This is a genomic window from Acaryochloris sp. IP29b_bin.137, assembly GCF_028285745.1.
In the GTDB taxonomy this organism is placed as follows: Bacteria; Cyanobacteriota; Cyanobacteriia; order Thermosynechococcales; family Thermosynechococcaceae; genus Acaryochloris.
In genome coordinates, this window is sequence record NZ_JANQOP010000071.1 from 20,605 (window position 1) to 40,530 (window position 19,926).

Annotated in this window: 14 protein-coding genes and 5 pseudogenes; 14 read left to right on the plus strand and 5 right to left on the minus strand. The window is 51.7% G+C overall.

The window, feature by feature from the left end:
- Positions 1-51 precede the first annotated feature (51 nt).
- The 3 genes from Q0991_RS05330 to Q0991_RS05340 are packed head-to-tail and all read right to left on the minus strand — an operon-like array spanning position 52 to position 3,492.
- A complete protein-coding gene (locus Q0991_RS05330; protein WP_299486187.1) occupies positions 52-2,013 on the minus strand; it encodes an FAD-dependent oxidoreductase in 1,962 nt (653 codons plus the stop codon).
- 46 nt (positions 2,014-2,059) lie between these two features.
- Positions 2,060-2,881 (minus strand): DUF4335 domain-containing protein, encoded by an 822-nt coding sequence (locus Q0991_RS05335; protein ID WP_299486189.1) that lies wholly within the window; start codon positions 2,879-2,881, stop codon positions 2,060-2,062.
- Between the two features lie 5 nt (positions 2,882-2,886).
- On the minus strand, positions 2,887-3,492 hold the full coding sequence (locus tag Q0991_RS05340) for a DUF3038 domain-containing protein (protein ID WP_299486191.1): 606 nt from the start codon (positions 3,490-3,492) through the stop codon (positions 2,887-2,889).
- 284 nt (positions 3,493-3,776) lie between these two features.
- Here Q0991_RS05340 and Q0991_RS05345 point away from each other — a divergent pair, with 284 nt between their 5' ends.
- The 11 genes and pseudogenes from Q0991_RS05345 to Q0991_RS05390 all read left to right on the plus strand — a co-directional run.
- Complete coding sequence (locus tag Q0991_RS05345; protein WP_299486193.1) at positions 3,777-4,289, plus strand: adenine phosphoribosyltransferase; 513 nt, start codon at positions 3,777-3,779, stop codon at positions 4,287-4,289.
- A gap of 143 nt (positions 4,290-4,432) precedes the next feature.
- Positions 4,433-5,215: pseudogene (locus tag Q0991_RS05350) on the plus strand (WD40 repeat domain-containing protein); the annotation flags it as partial.
- Between the two features lie 231 nt (positions 5,216-5,446).
- A pseudogene (locus Q0991_RS05355) lies at positions 5,447-6,205 on the plus strand (ABC transporter permease); the annotation flags it as partial.
- 4 nt (positions 6,206-6,209) lie between these two features.
- Entirely contained in the window at positions 6,210-6,506 is a 297-nt protein-coding gene (locus Q0991_RS05360; RefSeq protein ID WP_299486195.1) for a hypothetical protein, read from the plus strand.
- Positions 6,503-7,339 carry a prephenate/arogenate dehydrogenase gene (locus Q0991_RS05365; RefSeq protein ID WP_299486197.1) on the plus strand — a complete coding sequence of 279 codons (837 nt, stop codon included), beginning with the start codon at positions 6,503-6,505 and terminating at the stop codon, positions 7,337-7,339. Before Q0991_RS05360 ends, Q0991_RS05365 begins: the two co-directional genes overlap by 4 nt.
- 3 nt (positions 7,340-7,342) lie before the next feature.
- Positions 7,343-7,405 (plus strand): annotated as a pseudogene (locus tag Q0991_RS25075) (hypothetical protein); the annotation flags it as partial.
- Positions 7,406-7,512: 107 nt separating this feature from the next.
- Positions 7,513-9,606 (plus strand): ATP-binding protein, encoded by a 2,094-nt coding sequence (locus tag Q0991_RS05370; RefSeq protein WP_299486198.1) that lies wholly within the window; start codon positions 7,513-7,515, stop codon positions 9,604-9,606.
- On the plus strand, positions 9,593-11,332 hold the full coding sequence (locus tag Q0991_RS05375; RefSeq protein ID WP_299486200.1) for a WD40 repeat domain-containing protein: 1,740 nt from the start codon (positions 9,593-9,595) through the stop codon (positions 11,330-11,332). Before Q0991_RS05370 ends, Q0991_RS05375 begins: the two co-directional genes overlap by 14 nt.
- Positions 11,333-11,727: 395 nt before the next feature.
- A complete protein-coding gene (locus Q0991_RS05380; RefSeq protein WP_299486202.1) occupies positions 11,728-13,101 on the plus strand; it encodes an ATP-binding protein in 1,374 nt (457 codons plus the stop codon).
- Positions 13,102-13,237: 136 nt separating this feature from the next.
- Positions 13,238-13,417, plus strand: coding sequence for a prephenate dehydrogenase dimerization domain-containing protein (locus Q0991_RS05385; protein ID WP_299486204.1), 180 nt, complete (start codon positions 13,238-13,240; stop codon positions 13,415-13,417).
- A 149-nt stretch (positions 13,418-13,566) separates the two neighbouring features.
- Positions 13,567-14,454, plus strand: a pseudogene (locus Q0991_RS05390) (FAD-binding oxidoreductase); the annotation flags it as partial.
- Between the two features lie 163 nt (positions 14,455-14,617).
- Here the strand turns inward: Q0991_RS05390 and Q0991_RS05395 are convergent.
- Both Q0991_RS05395 and Q0991_RS05400 read right to left on the minus strand, forming a co-directional pair.
- Positions 14,618-15,106 (minus strand): peroxiredoxin, encoded by a 489-nt coding sequence (locus tag Q0991_RS05395; RefSeq protein WP_366524899.1) that lies wholly within the window; start codon positions 15,104-15,106, stop codon positions 14,618-14,620.
- Between the two features lie 92 nt (positions 15,107-15,198).
- A pseudogene (locus Q0991_RS05400) lies at positions 15,199-15,966 on the minus strand (GGDEF domain-containing protein).
- Between the two features lie 448 nt (positions 15,967-16,414).
- Here Q0991_RS05400 and rpmF point away from each other — a divergent pair.
- The 3 genes from rpmF to Q0991_RS05415 form a co-directional block, all read left to right on the plus strand.
- Entirely contained in the window at positions 16,415-16,594 is a 180-nt protein-coding gene (gene rpmF / locus Q0991_RS05405; protein WP_299486207.1) for a 50S ribosomal protein L32, read from the plus strand.
- 1,045 nt (positions 16,595-17,639) lie between these two features.
- Positions 17,640-18,641: an AraC family transcriptional regulator gene (locus tag Q0991_RS05410; RefSeq protein WP_299486208.1), complete on the plus strand. Its 1,002-nt coding sequence runs from the start codon at positions 17,640-17,642 to the stop codon at positions 18,639-18,641.
- 110 nt (positions 18,642-18,751) lie between these two features.
- A partial coding sequence (locus Q0991_RS05415; RefSeq protein WP_299486210.1) for a TonB-dependent receptor plug domain-containing protein occupies positions 18,752-19,926 on the plus strand: 1,175 nt, incomplete at its 3' end.

Consider the following 19,926-nt stretch of genomic DNA (forward strand, 5'->3'; position numbering starts at 1 on the left):
AAGAGGTGAGAGCTGAGCGTTACCTAAGCCTAACTCCAATCATTCTAAGCCTCACCAATTCTTCCAGTTCAGATTAAAAATCGACATATCTGGAAACGCCGTTGGATTTTGATTTCGATTCAAAATCGCCTGTAGCTTCTCCAACCTCGGACTTCGGCGGGGCAAATTCTCCACCAACTGATAGGGCAATACCCCCTGATCCAGCACAAACGCCGCCGTCGTTCCCGCTGCCGCCCCCGACGACCATTCAAAACTATGGACCCGATAAGTCGCCGCACTAATGTGACTCGTGGCAATACTCTTCCCCGTCACCAGCAAATTATTGATCCGATGTGGAATCATCGCCCGCAGGGGAATTTGATAGGGATAGGTTTGCGTCGCCCCCTGACGTTCCCCTGGCCGTTCTTGATTGCCTGGCGCTTGGGGAGGACTAAGCTGCATACAGGGATGGAAATCAATCGGATAGTGACCAATACCCACACTGTCCGGATAAATGCGAGATCTGGTTCGCAGCTCCACTTCTGCTAGCGGCACGCGATCCAAAATTACATCCAGAGTTTTTAACCCCGCCATCCGGGTAATCAAATTCCGGTAGTCCGGTCCCGATAGGGTGTTGCGGTAATAGGGCAACCGGAAATCCTGCTTAGAGACATCCGTTTCCGTAATCACAAAACCTTGAGGATAGCCATAGCTGTAGCGACTAATTAAGCGCCGACTCTCCCGCATATAGGGAAACTTGGACAAACCGTGCGCCGTTCCCATCGGCGAATCTAGCCCTTTTAAGTATTTGAGATTGGGCCAAGGCTGCTTGGGAGGGTCTGCCACCTTAGAATCCGTGGTCCCGGCTACCAGCCAGTAGAAATAGCCCTGAGCTAATTCCTCACCCCCCTGCAAACTGGCAATCCGTAAACCCCCCTGCCAATCTTGGAGCTGCCCTTCCGCCAGCAGCTGGTCTCGGGTCAAAATCAGGTTGTCTTGGGCGGTGCCAGGTCCGTAGTCATTGCCTCCACCCCAGTTCTGCATGGAGATATCGCCTACATTCACCTCCTCATCTGCGGTGCCTGGTTGGACGCTAAAAATACGGCGATAGCTAAAGACTAGGTTGGGCGTTTGGGCATAGCGAGGTTTGTCAAAACTATAGAACGGCTCATATTCAGGGTAGAACGCAGGCGGCTGATGAACTGGCGGAGTTGCAGTGGCCTGCATGGCAAAGGTATAGGTGCTGGCCTGGGTGCAGTAAGGGTCAGCCTGTTTGCTGGAGGATGACGGCTCTAGATGGGACCGTGGATCAATGCCCAAGCGATAGGGGAGGTCTGCTAGCGCCAGCAATTCCCCCGTTTCTGTGGCCTCTACCACGATCCATTGCCCGGTGGCGGGCGGCTGGAATTGCAGAATCGTTTTGGTAAAGCGATCCGAATCTTCTTCGGTGTAGCTGTCAGCCAGAGTTTGGGAGAGGGGATAGGTATTGAGAGGGGGTGCTCCGGGGGCAGGCTGATGCTGAATGGCTCGGACTGAGGAAATTAAATCACCACCAGAATTGGTTGCTAGAGACTTGACCACCGTATTGGGAAATAGATGGAGCTTGCCTTCACCTTCGGCTTCCGCTATTTTCAGCATGTCTAGAAGGAGGGTATGCCCCTGTTGGGGTAAAAAGCAGACCAGGCTGACCCAGCAATCGCCGGGGCGATCGCGTCCTGATACCTCAATCAATCGCTGGCGAAATTGGGCATAGCCTCTGGGGAAAATCCCGCGAGTGCGTTGGCCTACGGTTTCATCTAAGGCTGAAGTGCCCTGGGACGAAATTTGGCCGCCCCACCAGTCTGTTAGCTCCGTCATACACACCTGACGCCCTGCCATTAAAGCTTCATAGGTGGTGGCAACCCCTGCCAGACCACCCCCCACGACTAAAATGTCGCAGTTAACCGTGCGATCAACCGGGCGTGGTGCTGCGAGAGCAGAGACACCCCCCATACTCCACAGAGCCGTAACGATTGCCCAGACAGATCGGTTCATGACGCTCGCGAATTTTTAGGTGCAACTTGAGTTAATAGGTAGGACGTTAAGGAAATGCTTCCGGTTCTGGCGAAGCCTCTGGACTCGGCGAAGCCTCTGGACTTGGAGATGCCTCAGTGCTCTCCGGGCTGGGAGATGCAGCAGGTGTTTCACCCGGTGTGGGGGATTCTCCAGAGGTAGGCGATACCGGGATTGCAGGAGGCGAGACGCCAGGAGGGGCGGTCCCTGGGGCAGGCGTTTCGGTACTTGTGGGTGCGGCTTTTGGCGGATCTTTTGGCGGCTTGCTGGCTTGGGGAACGGGTAGAAAGTAGAAGGCTGAAGCTGCGATCGCAATACTCGCGGCCCCCAACACAGCGGGGGTAGATTTTTGCAGAGCCTGACCGGAAGCCGCTTCTGAGCGCGAGAGAGGCCGCACCGCCAAAGACAGATTAGGCAAGGTCTGCTGATCGGCCAGGAGCTGATCCAAGGCTTCGACCAGATCAAAAAGCTGCAGCGTCGTTAAGTTGACCCGAATCGGATCCTCTGCGCCGCTGGGCGTTTCGTTGAGGAGCTCCGTGGGAATGGTTAGTTCAAACCCGTCTTCTGTTTTGGGCAATAGATGCACGGCAGACTGATCTTGATTGAGCTTGGTTAGCCGACGATGGGGGACACCACTCATCCAGGACTGGGTACATTGGTTAGTGGCTTGAATCAGGCTATTCAGCAGATCTAAGCCGCCCGTGAGGGGCTGCTTTAAATCTCCAAATTGGCATTCCAGCCGCAGAAGGACATCTAAGGAGCCTCCGATGGCAGCATCGGAAACGGAATTACTGATGCCTTCTAGGTAGAGGGTACAGTTGGGCAAAATAAATTGGCGTTGAACGGTCATTGGGGTTAGGCCACTTCTCCATCAAACAGACTAGACCAAAATCGCTCCATTCCGGCAGTTCCGGTACAAAATAGCACCTGTTCTAGCAAGCTTAAAGCCAGCTCATCTAGCCGCTCATTTTCTTTGTAATCCGCAATAGCGGTCCGATTTGGATTCATCCGACTGCGAAAATGACGGCGAAATCGCTCTAAATAATTGGCTAACGGCACACTGTGATCGGGGGTGAGCTGTTTCTCGGCGAGCTGCCGCTGGACGTTGAGGAGCTGGCGCACCTGGGCGGTTTGCCGACGAGCAATATGGCATCCCACAGCCACCAGGGCTTTGGCCTTATCTAGACTGAGGGGGTCTCGCTGGTGCGATCGCCGTAGCGGATTGGTATTGCGAGACTGCCAAAAGTCCACTCGATTTTCAATCACATCTTGGAGCTGCAGTTCTTCCAAGCTCATCAACATCAATTCCGAGGCATAGAGGTCTAATGCTTCGATGGCCAGCAACACAAAATCGAGTTGAATCCGGGTTCGTCGAGGACAAACTTGGTTGGGAACATCTGGATCGGACAGGGTCTTGAGGATGGGAGAAACGAATTGTTCAGTGGGGCTATCGGCTTGCATTACGATTCCATTACGACAAGAATACGAAAGATATGTTCGAACGACTGAGGAAACCTTAGCATTGGCATCCAGATCTAGACTGCCCGCAAAAGCCCCTCGACGATGCGTTTCGCTAAAAGTTCACATCCAATCCGACCTGATTTGGCTGGGGATTAAAAGGGATTGGCAGAAGCGTCCAGATGGTCAACCACATTAGTGTACGATTTCTGACGTACCGTCTCCTGTCCTTTAATCAGGATAAAAGGTCATCTTTCCTATTCACCTTGCGTCACATCACAACACCTATGGATCTCAAGTCACTGATTCGCAATATTCCCGATTTTCCTAAGCCTGGCATTTTGTTTCGAGACATTACGACCTTATTGCAAAATCCCGACGGTCTTCGTTACGTCATTGATCAGTTTACGGATGATTACAGCGATCAATCCATTGATTATGTCGTAGGAATTGAGTCCAGGGGCTTTATTTTTGGCGCACCCTTGGCCTATCAACTTGGGGCTGGATTTGTCCCCGTTCGCAAACCCGGTAAGCTTCCTGCTGCCGTCCATGCCCAGGAATATGCACTGGAGTACGGTACGGATCGCCTGGAAATTCACCAAGATGCCTGTCCCGCTGGCAGTCGGGTGCTGGTCGTAGATGACCTCCTGGCAACGGGGGGCACGGCTGCGGCTACGGCCCAACTCCTTGACCCCCTAAACTGCACTCTCGTCGGGTTTGGGTTTATTATCGAGCTGACAGGTTTAGCAGGGCGGCAAAAACTGCCCGACTGCCCCATCAATGCATTAGTGGAGTACTAGTTATCGGTAGCGAACTTTTCGGATACACCGTTAGGCGGGTGTTTCAAGGTCTGATCACCCTGTTTTTGGCATCGCTACTGACCTTTTATATCGTCGATCTCGCACCCGGTGACTACCTCGATCGGTTTAAAAATGATCCCCAAATGTCGCCAGAACGGCTGGAAGAACTGCGACAAGAATTTGGGTTGGGCAATACCTGGGGCGATCGCAGTCCCGTTACGACCCTCAATAGTAAGAAGACCACTGCTGTAGCCATCCAGCCGGATGGTAAACAGGTGATTACAGGCGGAACAAACACCGTCACCCTCTGGGATGATAAGGGAACGGTCGTTAAGTACCTCGAAGGGCATCAAGGTCCAATTACGGCCTTAGCCTTTAGTCCCGATGGCGAATTAATTGCCTCTGGTAGTGCAGACCAAACGATTAAGCTCTGGAAAGCTGATGGCACGTTGGTTAATACCCTGAACGGTCATGAAGGGGCAGTGACGAGTTTGGCCTTCAGCAGCGATGGGAAAACCTTTGCGTCGGGGAGTGCAGACCAAGCAGTGCGCCTGTGGAAAACTGATGGCACGCTGCAGCAAACCCTAGCAGGGCATAAAGGTTCAATCGCAGTCCTGGCCTTTAATCCAGACGGCAGTCTTTTGGCGTCGGGGAGTGCAGACCAAACGGTACGCCTGTGGAAAACCGATGGCACGCTGCAGCAAACCCTAGCACATCAAGGGGCCGTTACGGCCCTGCAGTTTAATCAAAATTCAGCGGGGCCACTCCTCAATACCATTACCAATCATCAGACCTGGCAGCAATGGAATTTGGACGGCACCTCTCTGAAAACTCAGGATCTTAAGCAACTACAATCCCAACTCATCACCTCGGCAGCCTTTAGCCCCGATCTCACTACCTTTGCCACCAGCGCGGGCAAAACGGTGCGTCTGTGGTCCCAAAAGGATAACCAGCTCTTGGGCCATTTTGACGGAAAACAAGCCCCGCTGCAGGGCCTGCTGTTTACCGATAATGGGGAGCGACTTATCCTGGTTAATGCCAATCAATCAGTACAGGTTTGGCAAAAGGATCGCTCTTTGATCAAGCAGTACGGCCTCTGGCTGAGAAATATTTTTACCTTTGATTTTTCCCAGATTTGGAAGGGTAACTGGGGACAAATCTACCAAGGCGACTTTGGTGAAAGCTTTAGCTATCAGCGACCTGTGACAGCACTGATCTGGGAGCGGATTCCCAACACGCTGCTATTGGCGATGGCCTCCCTGGTGATTAACTGGAGCATTGCCATTCCCTTAGGGATTATTGGGGCGGTGAATCAGAATCAGTGGAGCGATCGCATCCTCCGTATCTTGAGTTATATCGGTCAGGGTTTTCCCAGCTTTATCACGGCTTTACTGCTGCTGTTTCTGGCCCAGAGTACGCCCCTATTCCCCGTGGGCGATATGACCAGCATCGATCATGCCGATCTCAACTGGCTTGGCCAGATCTTGGATGTGGGCTGGCATATGATTCTGCCAACTGTAGCCCTGAGTATTACTGGTTTTGCAGGTCTTCAGCGGATTACCCGAGGCAATATGCTAGATGTTCTGCGTCAAAACTATATTCAAACGGCCCGTGCCAAAGGTTTACCGGAAAATAAGGTGATCTATACCCATGCCCTCCGCAATGCCGTTAATCCCCTGATTACCCTATTGGGGTTTGAATTTTCTAGCCTTTTAGGGGGAGCCTTTATTGCTGAATTCTTTTTCAACTGGCCAGGACTGGGGCAATTGTTGCTGAAAGCAGTGCAGGCCCAAGATCTCTATTTGGTGATGGCGGGGTTAATGATGGGGGCGGTGATGCTGATTGTAGGCAATTTGCTGGCGGATATTCTCCTGGCCGTCGTCGATCCGCGCATTAAGCTGAGTAACCTGAATTAGGCCGATGAATACTGCTCTGTACTATACGTACTATACGCTTCGCTCTCGGGCTGATGGCAATTATTTAGCCGCTCAGCCAGATCCAGACGCGACCCAGCGCTACTTACTGCTGTTCCCTGAGCATTATGATGCCCTCAGTTACCTCAATACCCATGCCCAAGCTGCTGCGTCTAAGTTTAGCGTTGAGTCCATTGGTAAAAGTCAAATTCGCGGCATTCTGGACCGCTGGCAATACCAAGGCATCGGTATGGTCCAAGATCCCCTGATCCCCCGCATAGAATTTATGAGTTTGGCAGGATGAAAATTGGCATCGTTGGCCTCGGTTTAATTGGCGGTTCTTTAGCCTATGACTTTCGAGCCCTGGGGTATAAAGTGTTGGGTGTCAGTCGCCAACCCCAAACCTGTGAAGATGCAGTTAAATTGGGGGCCGTCGATACCGCTAGTGCCGATCTCGCGTCCCTCGCGTCTGTGGATGTGGTGTTTATCTGCACCCCGGTGAGTGTGATTGATGCGATCGCAACCCGTTTGATTCCTTATCTTTCTCCTGAGGCAATTTTGACGGATGTTGGTTCTGTGAAAGGGCCAGTCGTGAAGCGTGTCACCCCTTTATGGCCCCGTTTTTTGGGAGGGCATCCAATGGCAGGCCGGGAAGTGACCGGCATTCAAGCTGCACAATCCCACTTATTTGCGCAGAATCCCTATATCCTGACTCCTACTACTAAGACCCCACTGGATGTGATCGACGTGATGAGAAAGCTGGTGGGTGAGCTGGACGGTGATTTATATGAATGTTCTCCTGGCATTCATGATCGAGCCGTTGCGTGGATTTCCCATTTGCCCAAGATGGTGAGCGCGGCCTTAATTGCAGCCTGCGTCAGTGACGCTGATCCAGATATTGTTCAACTGGCCCAAGCTTTTGCCAGCTCTGGGTTCCGAGATACGAGTCGTGTAGGCGGCGGCGATCCAGAGCTGGGCTGTATGATGGCACAGTACAACCGAGAAGAATTGTTGCGATCGCTCTACCAATACCGCCAAAGTCTTGATCAGCTCACCGATATCATTGAATGTTCAGACTGGTCAGCTTTAGATGCTTTGCTCCAGCAAACGCAAGCAGAACGACCAAAATTTTTGTGAAAGGCTCAAATTGCCCAAGCTCTCGGCATTAAACGGGCAACGGTTCAGTGCTGGGCTCAACGGTGACACGAAAAGTCCCCTAGTCATCATAATGTCGCCATAATAATGTTGTCGGGGGAGGAAGTGCTGAATAATTTTCAGCTAAACTGAGTCGATATCCTCAAGTAAGTGTAATGGGGACAGACAATTTTTCACTGAGCCTGGAACAAGACAGCAGCATTAAGCAGTTGCTGCGGGCCATCAAGCTTTCTGCGGGTGAGTTCGCTTTGCTGCTGGCCCAGTGTAATTCAGAAGATTTGCGTGATCGCCTCCTTCAAGTCTTGCAGTCCCACCTTGGTTCAGGACTCTACATGTGGCAGGCGACGCCTGAACTGGGGGCGGTGAACCTGGTGGAGGTCTTAGAGGATGCCCCCGAGGGCACTCAGGTTGCTTGCGTGACGGGCTTAGAACCCTCGCCGCATCTGAACGATATCTTGGCAATCGCTAACAATGCCCGCGAGGAATTCCGCAAGCGGTTGGCTTTTCCGGTGATCATCTGGGTGACCGATGACTCAGAAATAGAACTGCGACGGCGCGCGCCGGACTTTACCAGTTGGGCGGCACCGCCGATTGTGTTTCAGTTGGAACCCGCTGAGCGCCAGGAGATCTTAGAGCGCAAAACCGCTGCCGTGATTGACTGGGCCTTTTCGCGGGAGGGTCGGCATGGCACCGGGGCAGAACTGAAGCGGATCTGGCAGAAGCTGGACGGCAGTGGAACCGAGATCGCACCCGATTTAGCGGCGCGGGTGGCCCTGGTATTCGGGATTGAGGGGGGCAGCGATCCGTCCGCGCGGGAGGCGCTAGAGCGGTGCTTGGCCCTCGCCCATGAAGGGCCGCTGGCCGCCGCCGCCTGTTATCGGTTGGGTCTGTGGTGGGAGCGGCAGGGCAAACGCAATCGAGCCGAGTTTGTAAGCTGCTGCAAGCAAGCTCTAGCAATGCTACAACGGGCATGGCATTACGAGACCGGACGACGTCCTAATGTGGCACTGGCGTTGGGTGGGGTGCTGCTGGCCTTGGCGCTCCAGGAACCAGAGGATTCGCAGCCGTGGGCAGCCGTTGCGGACTTTGCAGATTCTTTAAGTTTCTTATCCGAGTTTGCCGGTGGGTTGCGGGCCGAGGTGGCGCTGGCGCGAGGAGAACCGGCGACGGCGCAACAGGAGGCGGAACAAGCCTTACAGGGGAATGAACCTGAACGGGCAGGCTTCTACCGTTTGGCCCTGGGGCGATCGCTCATAGACTCAGACCAGGCACCGGAGGCCGTCACTTCGCTGGAGCAAGCGCGGGAGGCCGTCCCACCAGAGGCCGACCCCGATTTGCATATTCGCATCCTACGGGCGCTACACCGGGCTTATACGCTCACTGGAAATTATCGGCAAGCCTTTGCGGCTAAGTGTGATCGCGAGGCCGTGGAAACCCAATACGGGTTCCGGGCGTTTATTGGGGCGGGTCGGTTGCGCCCGTTGCGGCAGGTGGGGGCGCTGGGGGAGGTGGTCACAGAAGAAATTGCGGCATCCGGTCGGCAAGCAGATATTGAAGCGCTGGTGGCACGGGTGAAGCGGAATGATTGTCGGCTCACGGTAATTCACGGGCCGTCGGGGGTAGGCAAAAGTTCACTGATTCAGGCGGGGTTGGTGCCTGCCTTGCGTCGATTAATGCATCAATCTCGTTCGGTGGTGCCCATCGCTATTGAACGCTATGACAACTGGCAGGGGGAGCTAGCGCAACAGCTCCAGGGGGGATCTTCGCCAGCTCCTCTGCAGCCTGGTTCAGAAACGTATCAGATTGGAGAGCCTGAACAGAGTGGAGTCTCCTCTACTCAACTTATTGCCTTCCTGCGTGAGAATTATCGCCGCCATTTGATCACGGTGCTGATTTTTGACCAGTTTGAGGAGTTCTTTTTTCAGCATCTGGATCTACCGGGACGCCGCGAGTTTTATGGGTTTTTGCGAGACTGCCTAGATGTGTCCTATGTGTGGGTATTTTTGTCCCTGCGGGAGGACTATATTCACTATTTGTTGGAGTGGGATCGCCTCGCCAATTTAACGGCAATCGGCAATGACATTCTCAATAAGAATGTACGCTACTACTTGGGCAATTTTTCTGCGGAGCGGGCTAAGGGGGTGATTGGTGAGCTGATGGGGAAGTCGCCCTATCGGTTTGAGGTGGCCCTGGTTGATCGCTTGGTGGCCGATCTGGCGGCAGCATTAGGAGAGGGTGCGCCCCATTGAGCTACAGGTGGTGGGGGCGCAGATGGTGCAGGGGGAGAACCAGGTCACCACTTTGCAGGCTTATGAGGCTCTGGGGGCGGTGCCCAAGCAAGCCCTGGTGGAGCGATGGTTGGCGCAGGTGATTCAAGATTGCGGTCAGGACAATGAGGAGTTGGCGCAGCGGGTCCTCTATGCGCTAACGGAGGAACCAGAGAAGCGCCCAACGAAGACCCAAACGGAGCTGCGGCGGGAGGTGCGGTTGCGTGGTTCTGGCCTGACGCCGGAGGAGCAGGAGTTTTCTGTGGCAGGGGATCTTGGCTTTGTGTTGACGGTGCTGAGGGGGTCGGGTTTGGCCTTTGAAATACTGGCGACGCCGGAGGTCAACTATCAGTTGGTGCATGACTATTGGGTAAGGCCTATTCGGCAGCAGTTTGGGGTGAAGTTGACCCAGCAGTTAGAAGCAGAGCGGCAGAGGCGCAAGCAAGCGGAAGCTGATCGAGATGCGGTGCAAGAGCAGCGGTTGAAAGAGGCTCAAGTTAGTAATCGTAGATTGAGGCGAATTTTGGGGGGTACCATTGTGGCTGCGGTTGTGGCTTTGGTTGCGGGTGGATTTGCTACTTGGCAGCAGTGGGTGGCAGATATCAATGCCCTCAATTCGCAGGCAGTGGCTGAGAGCCTCTATTGGGAAAGTTTGATTGACGCCAATATCTTGGGTCTGAATGAACAGGTTGAGGTATTAACCAACGCCAAAGCATGGCACAGCAAACTGAAGAACCTGCGCGGTGGGAATCGCATCGATTTACTGTCAACGTTCTCTCTGGCCGAGAGCATACCCAAAGAAAAATCTCGCTTTATGGGCCACCAGGGTTCCGTCTCTAGCGTGGCCTTCTCCCCTGATGGCAACACCCTCCTCACGGGCAGTGGGGATAGAACCGCGAAGCTGTGGACCCGCGACGGTAAACTGCTGCACACCTTCCAAGGCCACCAGTCTGAAGTCTTGAGTGTGGCCTTCTCCCCCGATGGCAACACCCTCCTCACCGGTAGTAGGGATGCCACCGCGAAGCTGTGGACCCGCGACGGTAAACTGCTGCACACCTTCCAAGGCCACCAGAGTCTCGTCTCTAGCGTGGCCTTCTCCCCCGATGGCAACACCCTCCTCACGGGCAGTGGGGATAGAACCGCGAAGCTGTGGACCCGCGACGGTAAACTGCTACACACCCTCCAAGGCCACCAGGATGGCGTCTCTAGCGTGGCCTTCTCCCCCGATGGCAACACCCTCCTCACCGGTAGTAGGGATACCACCGCGAAGCTGTGGACCCGCGACGGTAAACTGCTGCACACCTTCCAAGGCCACCAGTCTGAAGTCTCTAGCGTGGCCTTCTCCCCCGATGGCAACACCCTCCTCACCGGCGGTTGGGATACCACCGCGAAGCTGTGGACCCGCGACGGTAAACTGCTGCACACCTTCCAAGGCCACCAGGGTTCCGTCTCTAGCGTGGCCTTCTCCCCCGATGGCAACACCCTCCTCACCGGCAGTGAGGATGCCACCGCCAAGCTGTGGGATCTCAATCTAGATCACATTTTGTCAGCGATGTGTGACCACTTGCAGGACTTTGTAGCGGGTCGAAACCTTCCCGATTTGCCAGAAGAAGAGCGTCAATTAAGAATGCGCGCCCACGATGCCTGTGCCGACATCCCGCCCCTCAAAGGTGCCCGCCAGCCATCAGCCAACCAACAACAAAAATAGGTTCGACTCAACACCCTGAACAGAGCAAAGCTTCTCGCGGCCCCCTAAATCCCCCATTCTGGGGGACTTAGAGCCTACAGCCAAGCTGAATCGTGGGGCCAACATCTCAAACATATTGCTCTCAAATCTGATTGTGAATATTCGTGCCAAAAACAGGTCAAGTCCCCCACTGGTGGGGGATTTAGGGGGAGAGTGCAAGGGTGAAAGCGATAGATTTTGAATATTCATGCCAGAAAACAGGTCAAGTCCCCCACTAGTGGGGGATTTAGGGGGAGAGTGCAAGGGTGAAAGCGATAGACATACATTTACCCCAAATCATACCAGCGGGCCATTAAAATGCAGGTGGCGTTTATGCTTAACAGTAACCCTACCGTCGATGTGATTGGAACGCAACCATGCCCCTCGACCCCAACCAATTTTTCAAAGCCTGTAACCCCAGCAAACCGCTCATCCTCGCAAATGAGGGAGATCGCCCCTACTACATCAACTTCACCCAGGCCCGCACCAGCCGACCGGGTTCCGTTAGCCTTATGGATGAACTCTACCGCACCATCACCCGCAACGACGATCCCACCCACCAACTCTTTACCGGCCACATCGGCTGCGGCAAATCCACCGAACTCCGCAAACTCCAATATGATTTAGAGCAAGCCGGGTTCCACGTCGTCTATCTCGACTCCACCGAAGATCTGGTCATGACCGACGTCGATATCTCCGATCTGCTCCTCACCGTCGCCCGCCAAATTAGTAAAAGTCTGGCGACAGCCGATATCCACCTCGATCCCCAAGGCTTCCAAAACCTCCTGCAAAAAACCTGGACCCTCCTCAATAGCGACGTCGATCTGTCCGGTTCCGCCACCTTGCCCACCCCCCTGCCTGGAATTGGCTCTGTCACCGCCAGCGTTGGCCCCACCGGAGAGACCAGCATCGATCTGGGCATTGCCAAACTCAGCGCCAGACTCAAAAATAACCCCTCTGCCCGCGCCCGCCTCCGTCAACACCTCGAACCCCAAACAGACAATCTCCTAGAGTTAATCAACCAAGAACTCCTCGCCCCCGCCACCCAGGCTTTGCAAGCGCGCGGCTACAAAGGACTCGTCGCCATCGTCGATAGCCTCGATCGCCTCGAAAACACCCAAGAACGCAACCAAGCAGAATATATCTTCGTCACCCGTGGCGAAAAACTGCGGCAGCTTAACTGCCATATGGTCTACACCACTCCCCTTGTTCTCTGCTTCTCCAACTCCATTGCCCCCCTCAGCGATCGCTTTGGCGGCGTGCCCAAAGTATTACCAATGGCGCGGGTCCAAAACCGCGACGGCATCCACCATTCCGACGGCATTGACCTGTTAAAGCAACTGATTCTCGCCCGCGCCTTCCCCAAGCTCTCCCCCGCAGAACGCCCCGAATACCTGAGCGAGATATTTGATCACCCAGAGACCTGCGATCGTCTCTGTCTGGTCAGCGGCGGCCACATTCGTAACCTACTGGTCCTCCTCTACGGCTGTCTGCAAAAGCAAGATCCCCCCCTCGATCGTGACACCCTCGAAGACGTCATCTCCGTGCAGCGGGACGCATTGGTTCGTGCCATTCAAGCCCAAGAATGGGAATTGCTTAACCAAGTTAAAGCCCAAAAAGCCGTCGTCGGGGAGGAAGGATACCATACACTCTTGCGGAGCCTGTTCGTCTTCGAATACCGGGACGAGAAAGGCACCTGGTTTGGACTCAATCCCATCCTGGCTGAAGCTCAACAGTTTGCGGCATCATAAGGCAATGTTATGACTTTTTTTGAGATTATTGAGCACGATATCAATCTCTCCCTGGTCACACACCCAATAGTCTTCAACGATGTTGTGGATAACAACGGAGCTAAAGAGCTTGCTGGATAAGATGTAGGAAAATACAATGGGCAATCTCGAACTCAGCTTCATGATGGCTCAGTACAACCGGGAAGAACTGTTGCGTTCTCTCCAACAATACCTTCAAAGCCTCGATCAGCTCACTGATATCATCGAACGCTCAGACTGGTCAGCCTTAGAAGACCTACTCAATCAAACACAGACAGAACGGCCAAAATTTTTGTAGTGGTTGCCTAACAAAGTTAAAGAATCTTGGAAAGTGTACTGTTCGTGACAATGGTGCCCAAAAGATGACCGTAGGCTGATTGGAGTCTAAATGGATCTTTCACTTCAACAAGAAGTGTGGATTGATACACCTGAGATTCTCTGTCTATGCAGCTAAAAGAAAAAGTTCCGGTCAATATCTATCGTCCCAAAGCCCCCTTAATCAGCCAGTGTCTGACCAATGAAGAACTAGTCCAAGCCAATGGAGAAGGATCGGTTCGCCATATTACCTTTGACTTAGCAGGAAGTGATTTCCATTACCTAGAAGGTCAGAGTCTGGGGATTATTCCAGAAGGAACCGATGAAAATGGCCGTCCCCATAAGCTGCGGCTCTATTCGATTGCCTCCACACGGCATGGTGATCAGGGGGATGATCAAACCGTCTCCTTATGCGTTCGACAACTGGAATATGATCACCCCGAAACGGGTGAACGAGTATATGGGGTTTGCTCCAGCTATTTAAATCAGCTTCAGCCTGGGACTGCTGTTAAAATCACGGGACCTGTGGGCAAAGAAATGCTCTTGCCAGATGACCCCGACGCCAACGTGATTATGATTGCGACGGGCACAGGCATCGCTCCGTTTCGAGCCTATCTATGGCGATTGTTTCAGGAACAACATCCCGACTATCAGTTCCGAGGCAAAGCTTGGCTGTTCTTTGGTGTGCCCTATACGGCCAACATTCTTTACAAAGAGCAGCTCGAAGCCCTAGAGACCCAATTCCCCGATCAGTTTCAGCTTACCTATGCCATTAGTCGGGAACAGAAGAATGTCCAGGGGGGCAAGATGTATATTCAACATCGCATTGCGGAGCAGGCCGATGCGCTCTGGGAGCTGATCCAAGACGAAAAGACCCATACCTATATCTGTGGTTTGAAAGGTATGGAAGGTGGGATCGATGCAGGAATGTCCGCTGCCACCCACCAGTATGGCATCGACTGGGTTGAGTATCGCAAAGGCTTAAAGAAAGCTGGACGATGGCACGTTGAGACCTACTAGGGGACTCATCATTTTCTTGATATTCGCGATATCTTCACTTTTGGTTGATATCTTTAATTTCAGAGATAAGCAAACCCTTTAAACCTCATTAGCGCGCTTGGGTCGTCATCACCCAATACGTGCATTCCAACAAATAAGTCCCCCATCGGGGGCTTTTTTTTGCTTAACTATCTGCTTGGAGTTCGTCTAATCGAGCTAGCACTTCTTCGCTATGAATAACCGGACGAACCTTAACATAGCGTTCCCGCAGAATCCCATCTGGATCAATCAGATAAGTATGCCGCAGGGAAAAGTAGCTCATCCAGGAACCATAGGCTTTACTGACCGCCCCATCCTCATCAGCTAAAAGGGGGAACCTCAGCCCTTCTGAGTCACAGAATTCAGCATGGCTATCGACAGAATCGACGCTCACCCCAATCACTTGGGCATTGCGCTCGATGTATTTAGGTAGATCTTGTTGGAAGCGCTGGGCTTCAACCGTACATCCTGGCGTAAAGTCTTGTGGATAGAAATACAAAACGACCCACTTGCCTTGATAGTCTGTCAAAGATATCTCGCCATCCCCGCTATTGCTGGGTAATGTGAAGGTGGGTGCGGGCTGGTCTAAGGGTGGAGGCTCACCTCCGAGGGCTAATGCTGCAGGGGCAGCCATAATCAGGGAAAAAATCAATCCCAGCGTTAGGCAGAAATGCGTTAGATGGTGGCGTAGGGGTTTCATATTTTGGTTATACACAGAACAGAAGATCACTTGCACATCACGCGATTTCGCCCGGTTGATTTGGCACGGTAGAGATAATCATCACTGCGCTGCATCCAGGACATCCAGTCTTCTCTGGGGTTTAGGGTAGCTACCCCCAGGCTGACCGTTACTGAATGATTGGGGAGAAACTGCGTTGCGCCAATTAAGTAGCGCAATTCTTCAGCAACAACATACCCACTCCCAGCATCAGTGCCGTAGAGAAGGAGGAGAAATTCTTCTCCCCCGATTCGAAATATTCTGTCAACACGTCGCAATCATTCTGTAAGCAAGTGACTGATATCGCGTAGCACCTGATCCCCAGTAGCATGGCCACAGATGTCATTAATGGATTTGAAATGGTCAATATCAAGGGAGACCAGCGTCATGGCAATGCCCAAGCGTTTACTTTGATCGATTGATCGCTCAAGGGTTTCTTGCAGCGACGTTCGGTTGAGGAGTCCAGTGAGTGAATCAGTGATTGCCTGCTGTGCGAGTTTCTGTTGCTGCTCGTTAATCACCCGGATAAAGATGGCGGAGAAAATACTGACCATCAACAGGGTGGTAACCATCCGAATGGCTAGCGCTTGCTCAAGAATGTGCCAGGCAATGGGGAGAGTTATGGTCAGCAGTGCTGTATTGGCAAACCATGCTTTCCGTTCTGGCAGCATAAAGTAGCAAGTCAGAACAGCAGGATAACACCAAAAAATACCGATAATGCCATACCTTAAAAACGTAAGGTTTATAAAGAATGTAACGATGGGGACAAGCCCCATGAGGGTAAGGGTGTCGGAGTAATAATGGCGTGTTGTGATACTCCAGATATTGAATGTAAAGATCCCATTTACTAGAAGTCCACCCAGGCCCAGTAAATACCGTCCTTGCAGGAAGTTATGGATAGCAAAGGGTGTGACCAGCACGAGACCGACAACCGCAAGTCCGAGGGATGATTTGTGTAATAACTCTTGAGCTTGCTTAGGAGATGGACTATTCAACTCAGTGGATCTTTATGAACTTCAGCAATTTTATCTGAAGGGAGGGGCCTTCTCTAGCAGGAAAGAGAGATGGCAGGTGCAAGATCGCACCTTTAACTATCCAAGGATGAGAGATGAGTGGAATATATTTAAGGTTTCTTTTGCCCATCTGGATCCGACAAGAATAACGTCCAATCTAGAATTCAGTGTTAAGATAGCAAAGCTGTACTTTTATTTCCTGGTTTAATCCATGGCTGTCCCAAAGAAAAAGACGTCCAATTCTAAGCGTGATTCTCGTCGTGCCCATTGGAACCGCAAGGCAAATTTAGCTGCCCAACGAGCCCTCTCTACGGGAAAATCTATTCTCACAGGCCGAGCCAAAGGCTTTGAATATCCGACAAAGGATGATGATAACGACGATGATGAGTAAGGAGTGTGGGTAAGTTTTTTGCAAGCCCCACGCCAGAGAAAAGCAGTGCGCTCCCTCTGGGCAATTAATAGCCAATCGCTGATCAGTAAACCACTAAAAATCGCCTCCGCGGAGCGGCAACTGAAAGTCTTGTGAGACTTTGTCAAAGTGACCTTTACTCGAACAAGTGGACAGTGACTTAATCCATCTGCTATCTACCTCCCAATCAATTCACATTGTCGGGGCTTTTAGGTCTGTGGTCACCTCCATGCTGGATAGAGTGTAAGTGGTTTTATTTGTATGGCAACATCATCACTTGCTCCACAATACAGGTACAAACAGCGGTCAATAGCGAGCTTCTGTCCTCCTAGCCTGCATTATTCATGATGGTTTTGGGAGTGCCTCAAACACCTCTCCAGAGATTAATCCCAACATTGGTTTGAACTACAGGCTGTTTTGAGGAGTGTCCTTGCCATCAGTGTTTCAAGCCCTTGTGAATAATCCAGGCTAAATGACCCCAATTGTCATGTAATTGACAATAAAAAATGGCCTCTAGGAATACTTGGTAAACCCTGAACGCCTTTATGGTTCTTGCTTTCGCATAGAATCGGAGCGGCGGGATTTGAACCCACGACCCTCACTATCCCAAAGTGGCTATTCTATAGCTCAATCCCTTTAATAGAAAGCGCCCTAGCTATTCTCAATAGTTGGCATACCAATTTTATCTCAAAGTCAAAATTTGCTAACATTTGCCTTTCTGTCTGAGAAATAGAAATTCTGGCTGGACTTAAGCCACCATTACTTGACAATTAGTGTCATTAAATATAAGGTCTCAATTATGGCTGATTCTGCCAGAATGCCGACATCTCTAGCTCTAGCAAGGGTGGTTGCCTAATCGGTGTCTCTATTGATTTTGGCTAAAACTATTGATCTAGTATGTGGCCTATGCGGATGCCTACAGGCTAAATAATGAAACGAACAACGCCATCAACAACCATACATTCAGCCTGGATAAACCAACCTGGAATTAATTTCGGAGTTGGTCTGACGTTTGAATTCTAGGTCTATGGCACTTTTTCTGAAGGCCGCAGAGTTCAGCCAGCTTTGTCAGCAAGGTCAAATGGAGTCCCCATCTAATCAGAACGGATTAGATCGCTCAACCCTGCTACCCAGAAGATTAGGCCAAGGCACTTATCGCCAGCTAAACTTGCGCGGTGGCTTAACGATTGAAATTCGGGAGGGCATACTGCAGGAAACTCTCCGGATTGAACAAATTCATGAACCGGTGTTTCCGTTAACCTCTAAGTTTTTTCTGGCTGGATCGGCAAGGGTGGAGACACCTGGCATTCAAGGCATTCAACCAGATTATTTGGAGCAACAAGGGTTTAACTACCTGTATCACCTTCCTGACTTGGAAGAAATTGAAGAATGGCATGGGGGAGAAGCGATCCACCTGGTGATGATTTATGCCAACACAGACTACTTCCACTTTTTACGGAATGACCAGGCGCTGCCCAACCCTTTACGCAATATTTTTCAAGACCAGAAGTTACAGCAACGCTTTCACCAATCCTTAGGCCCGATCTCTCCTGCAATGGAGCAGTTGCTTCAACAGCTGGTGGATTGTCCTTATACAGGAGCTACACAAGCCTTATATGTTGAAAGTAAGGCATTAGAGTTGTTGACTCTGCAGTTAGAAACTTGGAAGCAGCAGTATCGACAGGCACCTGCCTTACGAAAAGATGATATTGAACGTTTGCATCAGGCACGGGATCTGTTAATTCAACAATCGGATAATCCTCCTTTATTGATTGAATTAGCTCATCAAGTAGGGTTGAACGATCGCAAACTCAAACAGGGATTTCGCCAACTGTTTGGCACGACAGTGTTTGGTTATTTACAAGACTATCGGATGGGACAAGCAAAGCAACTTTTAGAAGACACCAGTCTAACCATTGCTTCCGTGGCCCTGACCGTGGGCTACCGTAATCCTGAAGCTTTTAGCACGGCCTTTCGCCGTAAGTTTTCCATGAGCCCTAAAGCGTATCAGCTAGGTTGCCGAATTTAAAAGTCTGAAAAAGTCCGGATCGCAAAGAAAAAAGTCCGGATCGCAAAGATGGTGAGAAGACAGCTCCCCTATGATTCCTAGTTAATAATGACTCTGTGGGCGAAGCAATAATGTCTAAACGTAGAAAATTGATTCAGGAAACATCGCTTTCTGAATCACTAGCCTATGGCCTTCCTGCCGTGATTGCTACTTTGGGCCTTATAGCTCCGCTTCCCCTCCGGGCTGAACAGGCTGCCGGAGTACCTGAGACTCTAGAGATTGATCTCGCGAAACTCTCTACACCCCCTTCTTCCCAACCCGCCACCAGCGTCAAGGAATGGCAGGCGCAAATTGAGGCATCCATCGTTGAGATTACGGCTGTGCGGGTAGAACCTAGCCCAGAGGGTCTCACTATTATTTTGGAATCTGAGACAGGACAGCTTAGTATTCCCACCCCCACCACCGAGGGAAATCGTCTGAGTGCTATTATTCCCAATGCTGTATTAGTCTTGCCAGAAGGTCCCAGCTTTGAGCAAGCTAATCCAACCCCTGAGATTACGCAAATTAGCGTCACGAACCAGGCCGATGATCAGGTGCAAGTCGTGATCAGAGGAGCCAAGGCTGCTCCCACAGCGACGGTTAGCAATGCAGACTCAGGACTCACCTTTTCTATTGCCTCAGAATCGGCACCCGATACCTTGGCAGAAGATGAAGATGTGGAAATTACCGTGACGGCTAATCCTGAAGAAGGTTATGCTCCACCTAATGCCAGCATAGGGACACGGACCGATTCGCCCATTCGAGATGTTCCCCAATCTATTCAAGTCATTCCCAAGCAGATCATTGAAGATCAGCAGGCAATTGGCGTCGAAGAGGTAGTGGAGAATGTGGGTGGCGTCACCTTTTTAGGGAATAACGATGGTCGCGGACTGAATTTTTCCATTCGCGGCTTTGATAACGTTCCTGTCTTGCAAAATGGATTTCGGCTGTTTGGCGACAATTCAGTTGAACCTGAAATTGCCAACTTAGAGCGGGTAGAAGTTCTAAAAGGGCCTGCCTCGGTTTTGTTTGGCCAGTCAGAACCTGGTGGACTGATTAATTTGGTCCGCAAGAAACCCTTATCGGAACCATTCTATAAGCTACAAATCCAAGGCGGTAACCGAGGGTTTGTCAGTCCCAGTGTCGATCTATCCGGTCCCTTGGATAAAGACGGTAATTTGTTATACCGCCTCAACGCCCTTTATCGCCGCGAAGATAGTTTTCGGGACTATACGACTAGTTTTGATCGTTTTTTCGTAGGGCCTTC

Bases quoted from the DNA above. Each gene is read 5' to 3' on its own strand.
- Q0991_RS05330 (WP_299486187.1), bottom strand. From the start codon at position 2,013: ATGAACCGATCTGTCTGGGCAATCGTTACGGCTCTGTGGAGTATGGGG.
- Q0991_RS05335 (WP_299486189.1), bottom strand. From the start codon at position 2,881: ATGACCGTTCAACGCCAATTTATTTTGCCCAACTGTACCCTCTACCTA.
- Q0991_RS05340 (WP_299486191.1), bottom strand. From the start codon at position 3,492: ATGCAAGCCGATAGCCCCACTGAACAATTCGTTTCTCCCATCCTCAAG.
- Q0991_RS05345 (WP_299486193.1), top strand. From the start codon at position 3,777: ATGGATCTCAAGTCACTGATTCGCAATATTCCCGATTTTCCTAAGCCT.
- Q0991_RS05360 (WP_299486195.1), top strand. From the start codon at position 6,210: ATGAATACTGCTCTGTACTATACGTACTATACGCTTCGCTCTCGGGCT.
- Q0991_RS05365 (WP_299486197.1), top strand. From the start codon at position 6,503: ATGAAAATTGGCATCGTTGGCCTCGGTTTAATTGGCGGTTCTTTAGCC.
- Q0991_RS05370 (WP_299486198.1), top strand. From the start codon at position 7,513: ATGGGGACAGACAATTTTTCACTGAGCCTGGAACAAGACAGCAGCATT.
- Q0991_RS05380 (WP_299486202.1), top strand. From the start codon at position 11,728: ATGCCCCTCGACCCCAACCAATTTTTCAAAGCCTGTAACCCCAGCAAA.
- Q0991_RS05385 (WP_299486204.1), top strand. From the start codon at position 13,238: ATGGGCAATCTCGAACTCAGCTTCATGATGGCTCAGTACAACCGGGAA.
- Q0991_RS05395 (WP_366524899.1), bottom strand. From the start codon at position 15,106: ATGGCTGCCCCTGCAGCATTAGCCCTCGGAGGTGAGCCTCCACCCTTA.
- rpmF (WP_299486207.1), top strand. From the start codon at position 16,415: ATGGCTGTCCCAAAGAAAAAGACGTCCAATTCTAAGCGTGATTCTCGT.
- Q0991_RS05410 (WP_299486208.1), top strand. From the start codon at position 17,640: ATGGCACTTTTTCTGAAGGCCGCAGAGTTCAGCCAGCTTTGTCAGCAA.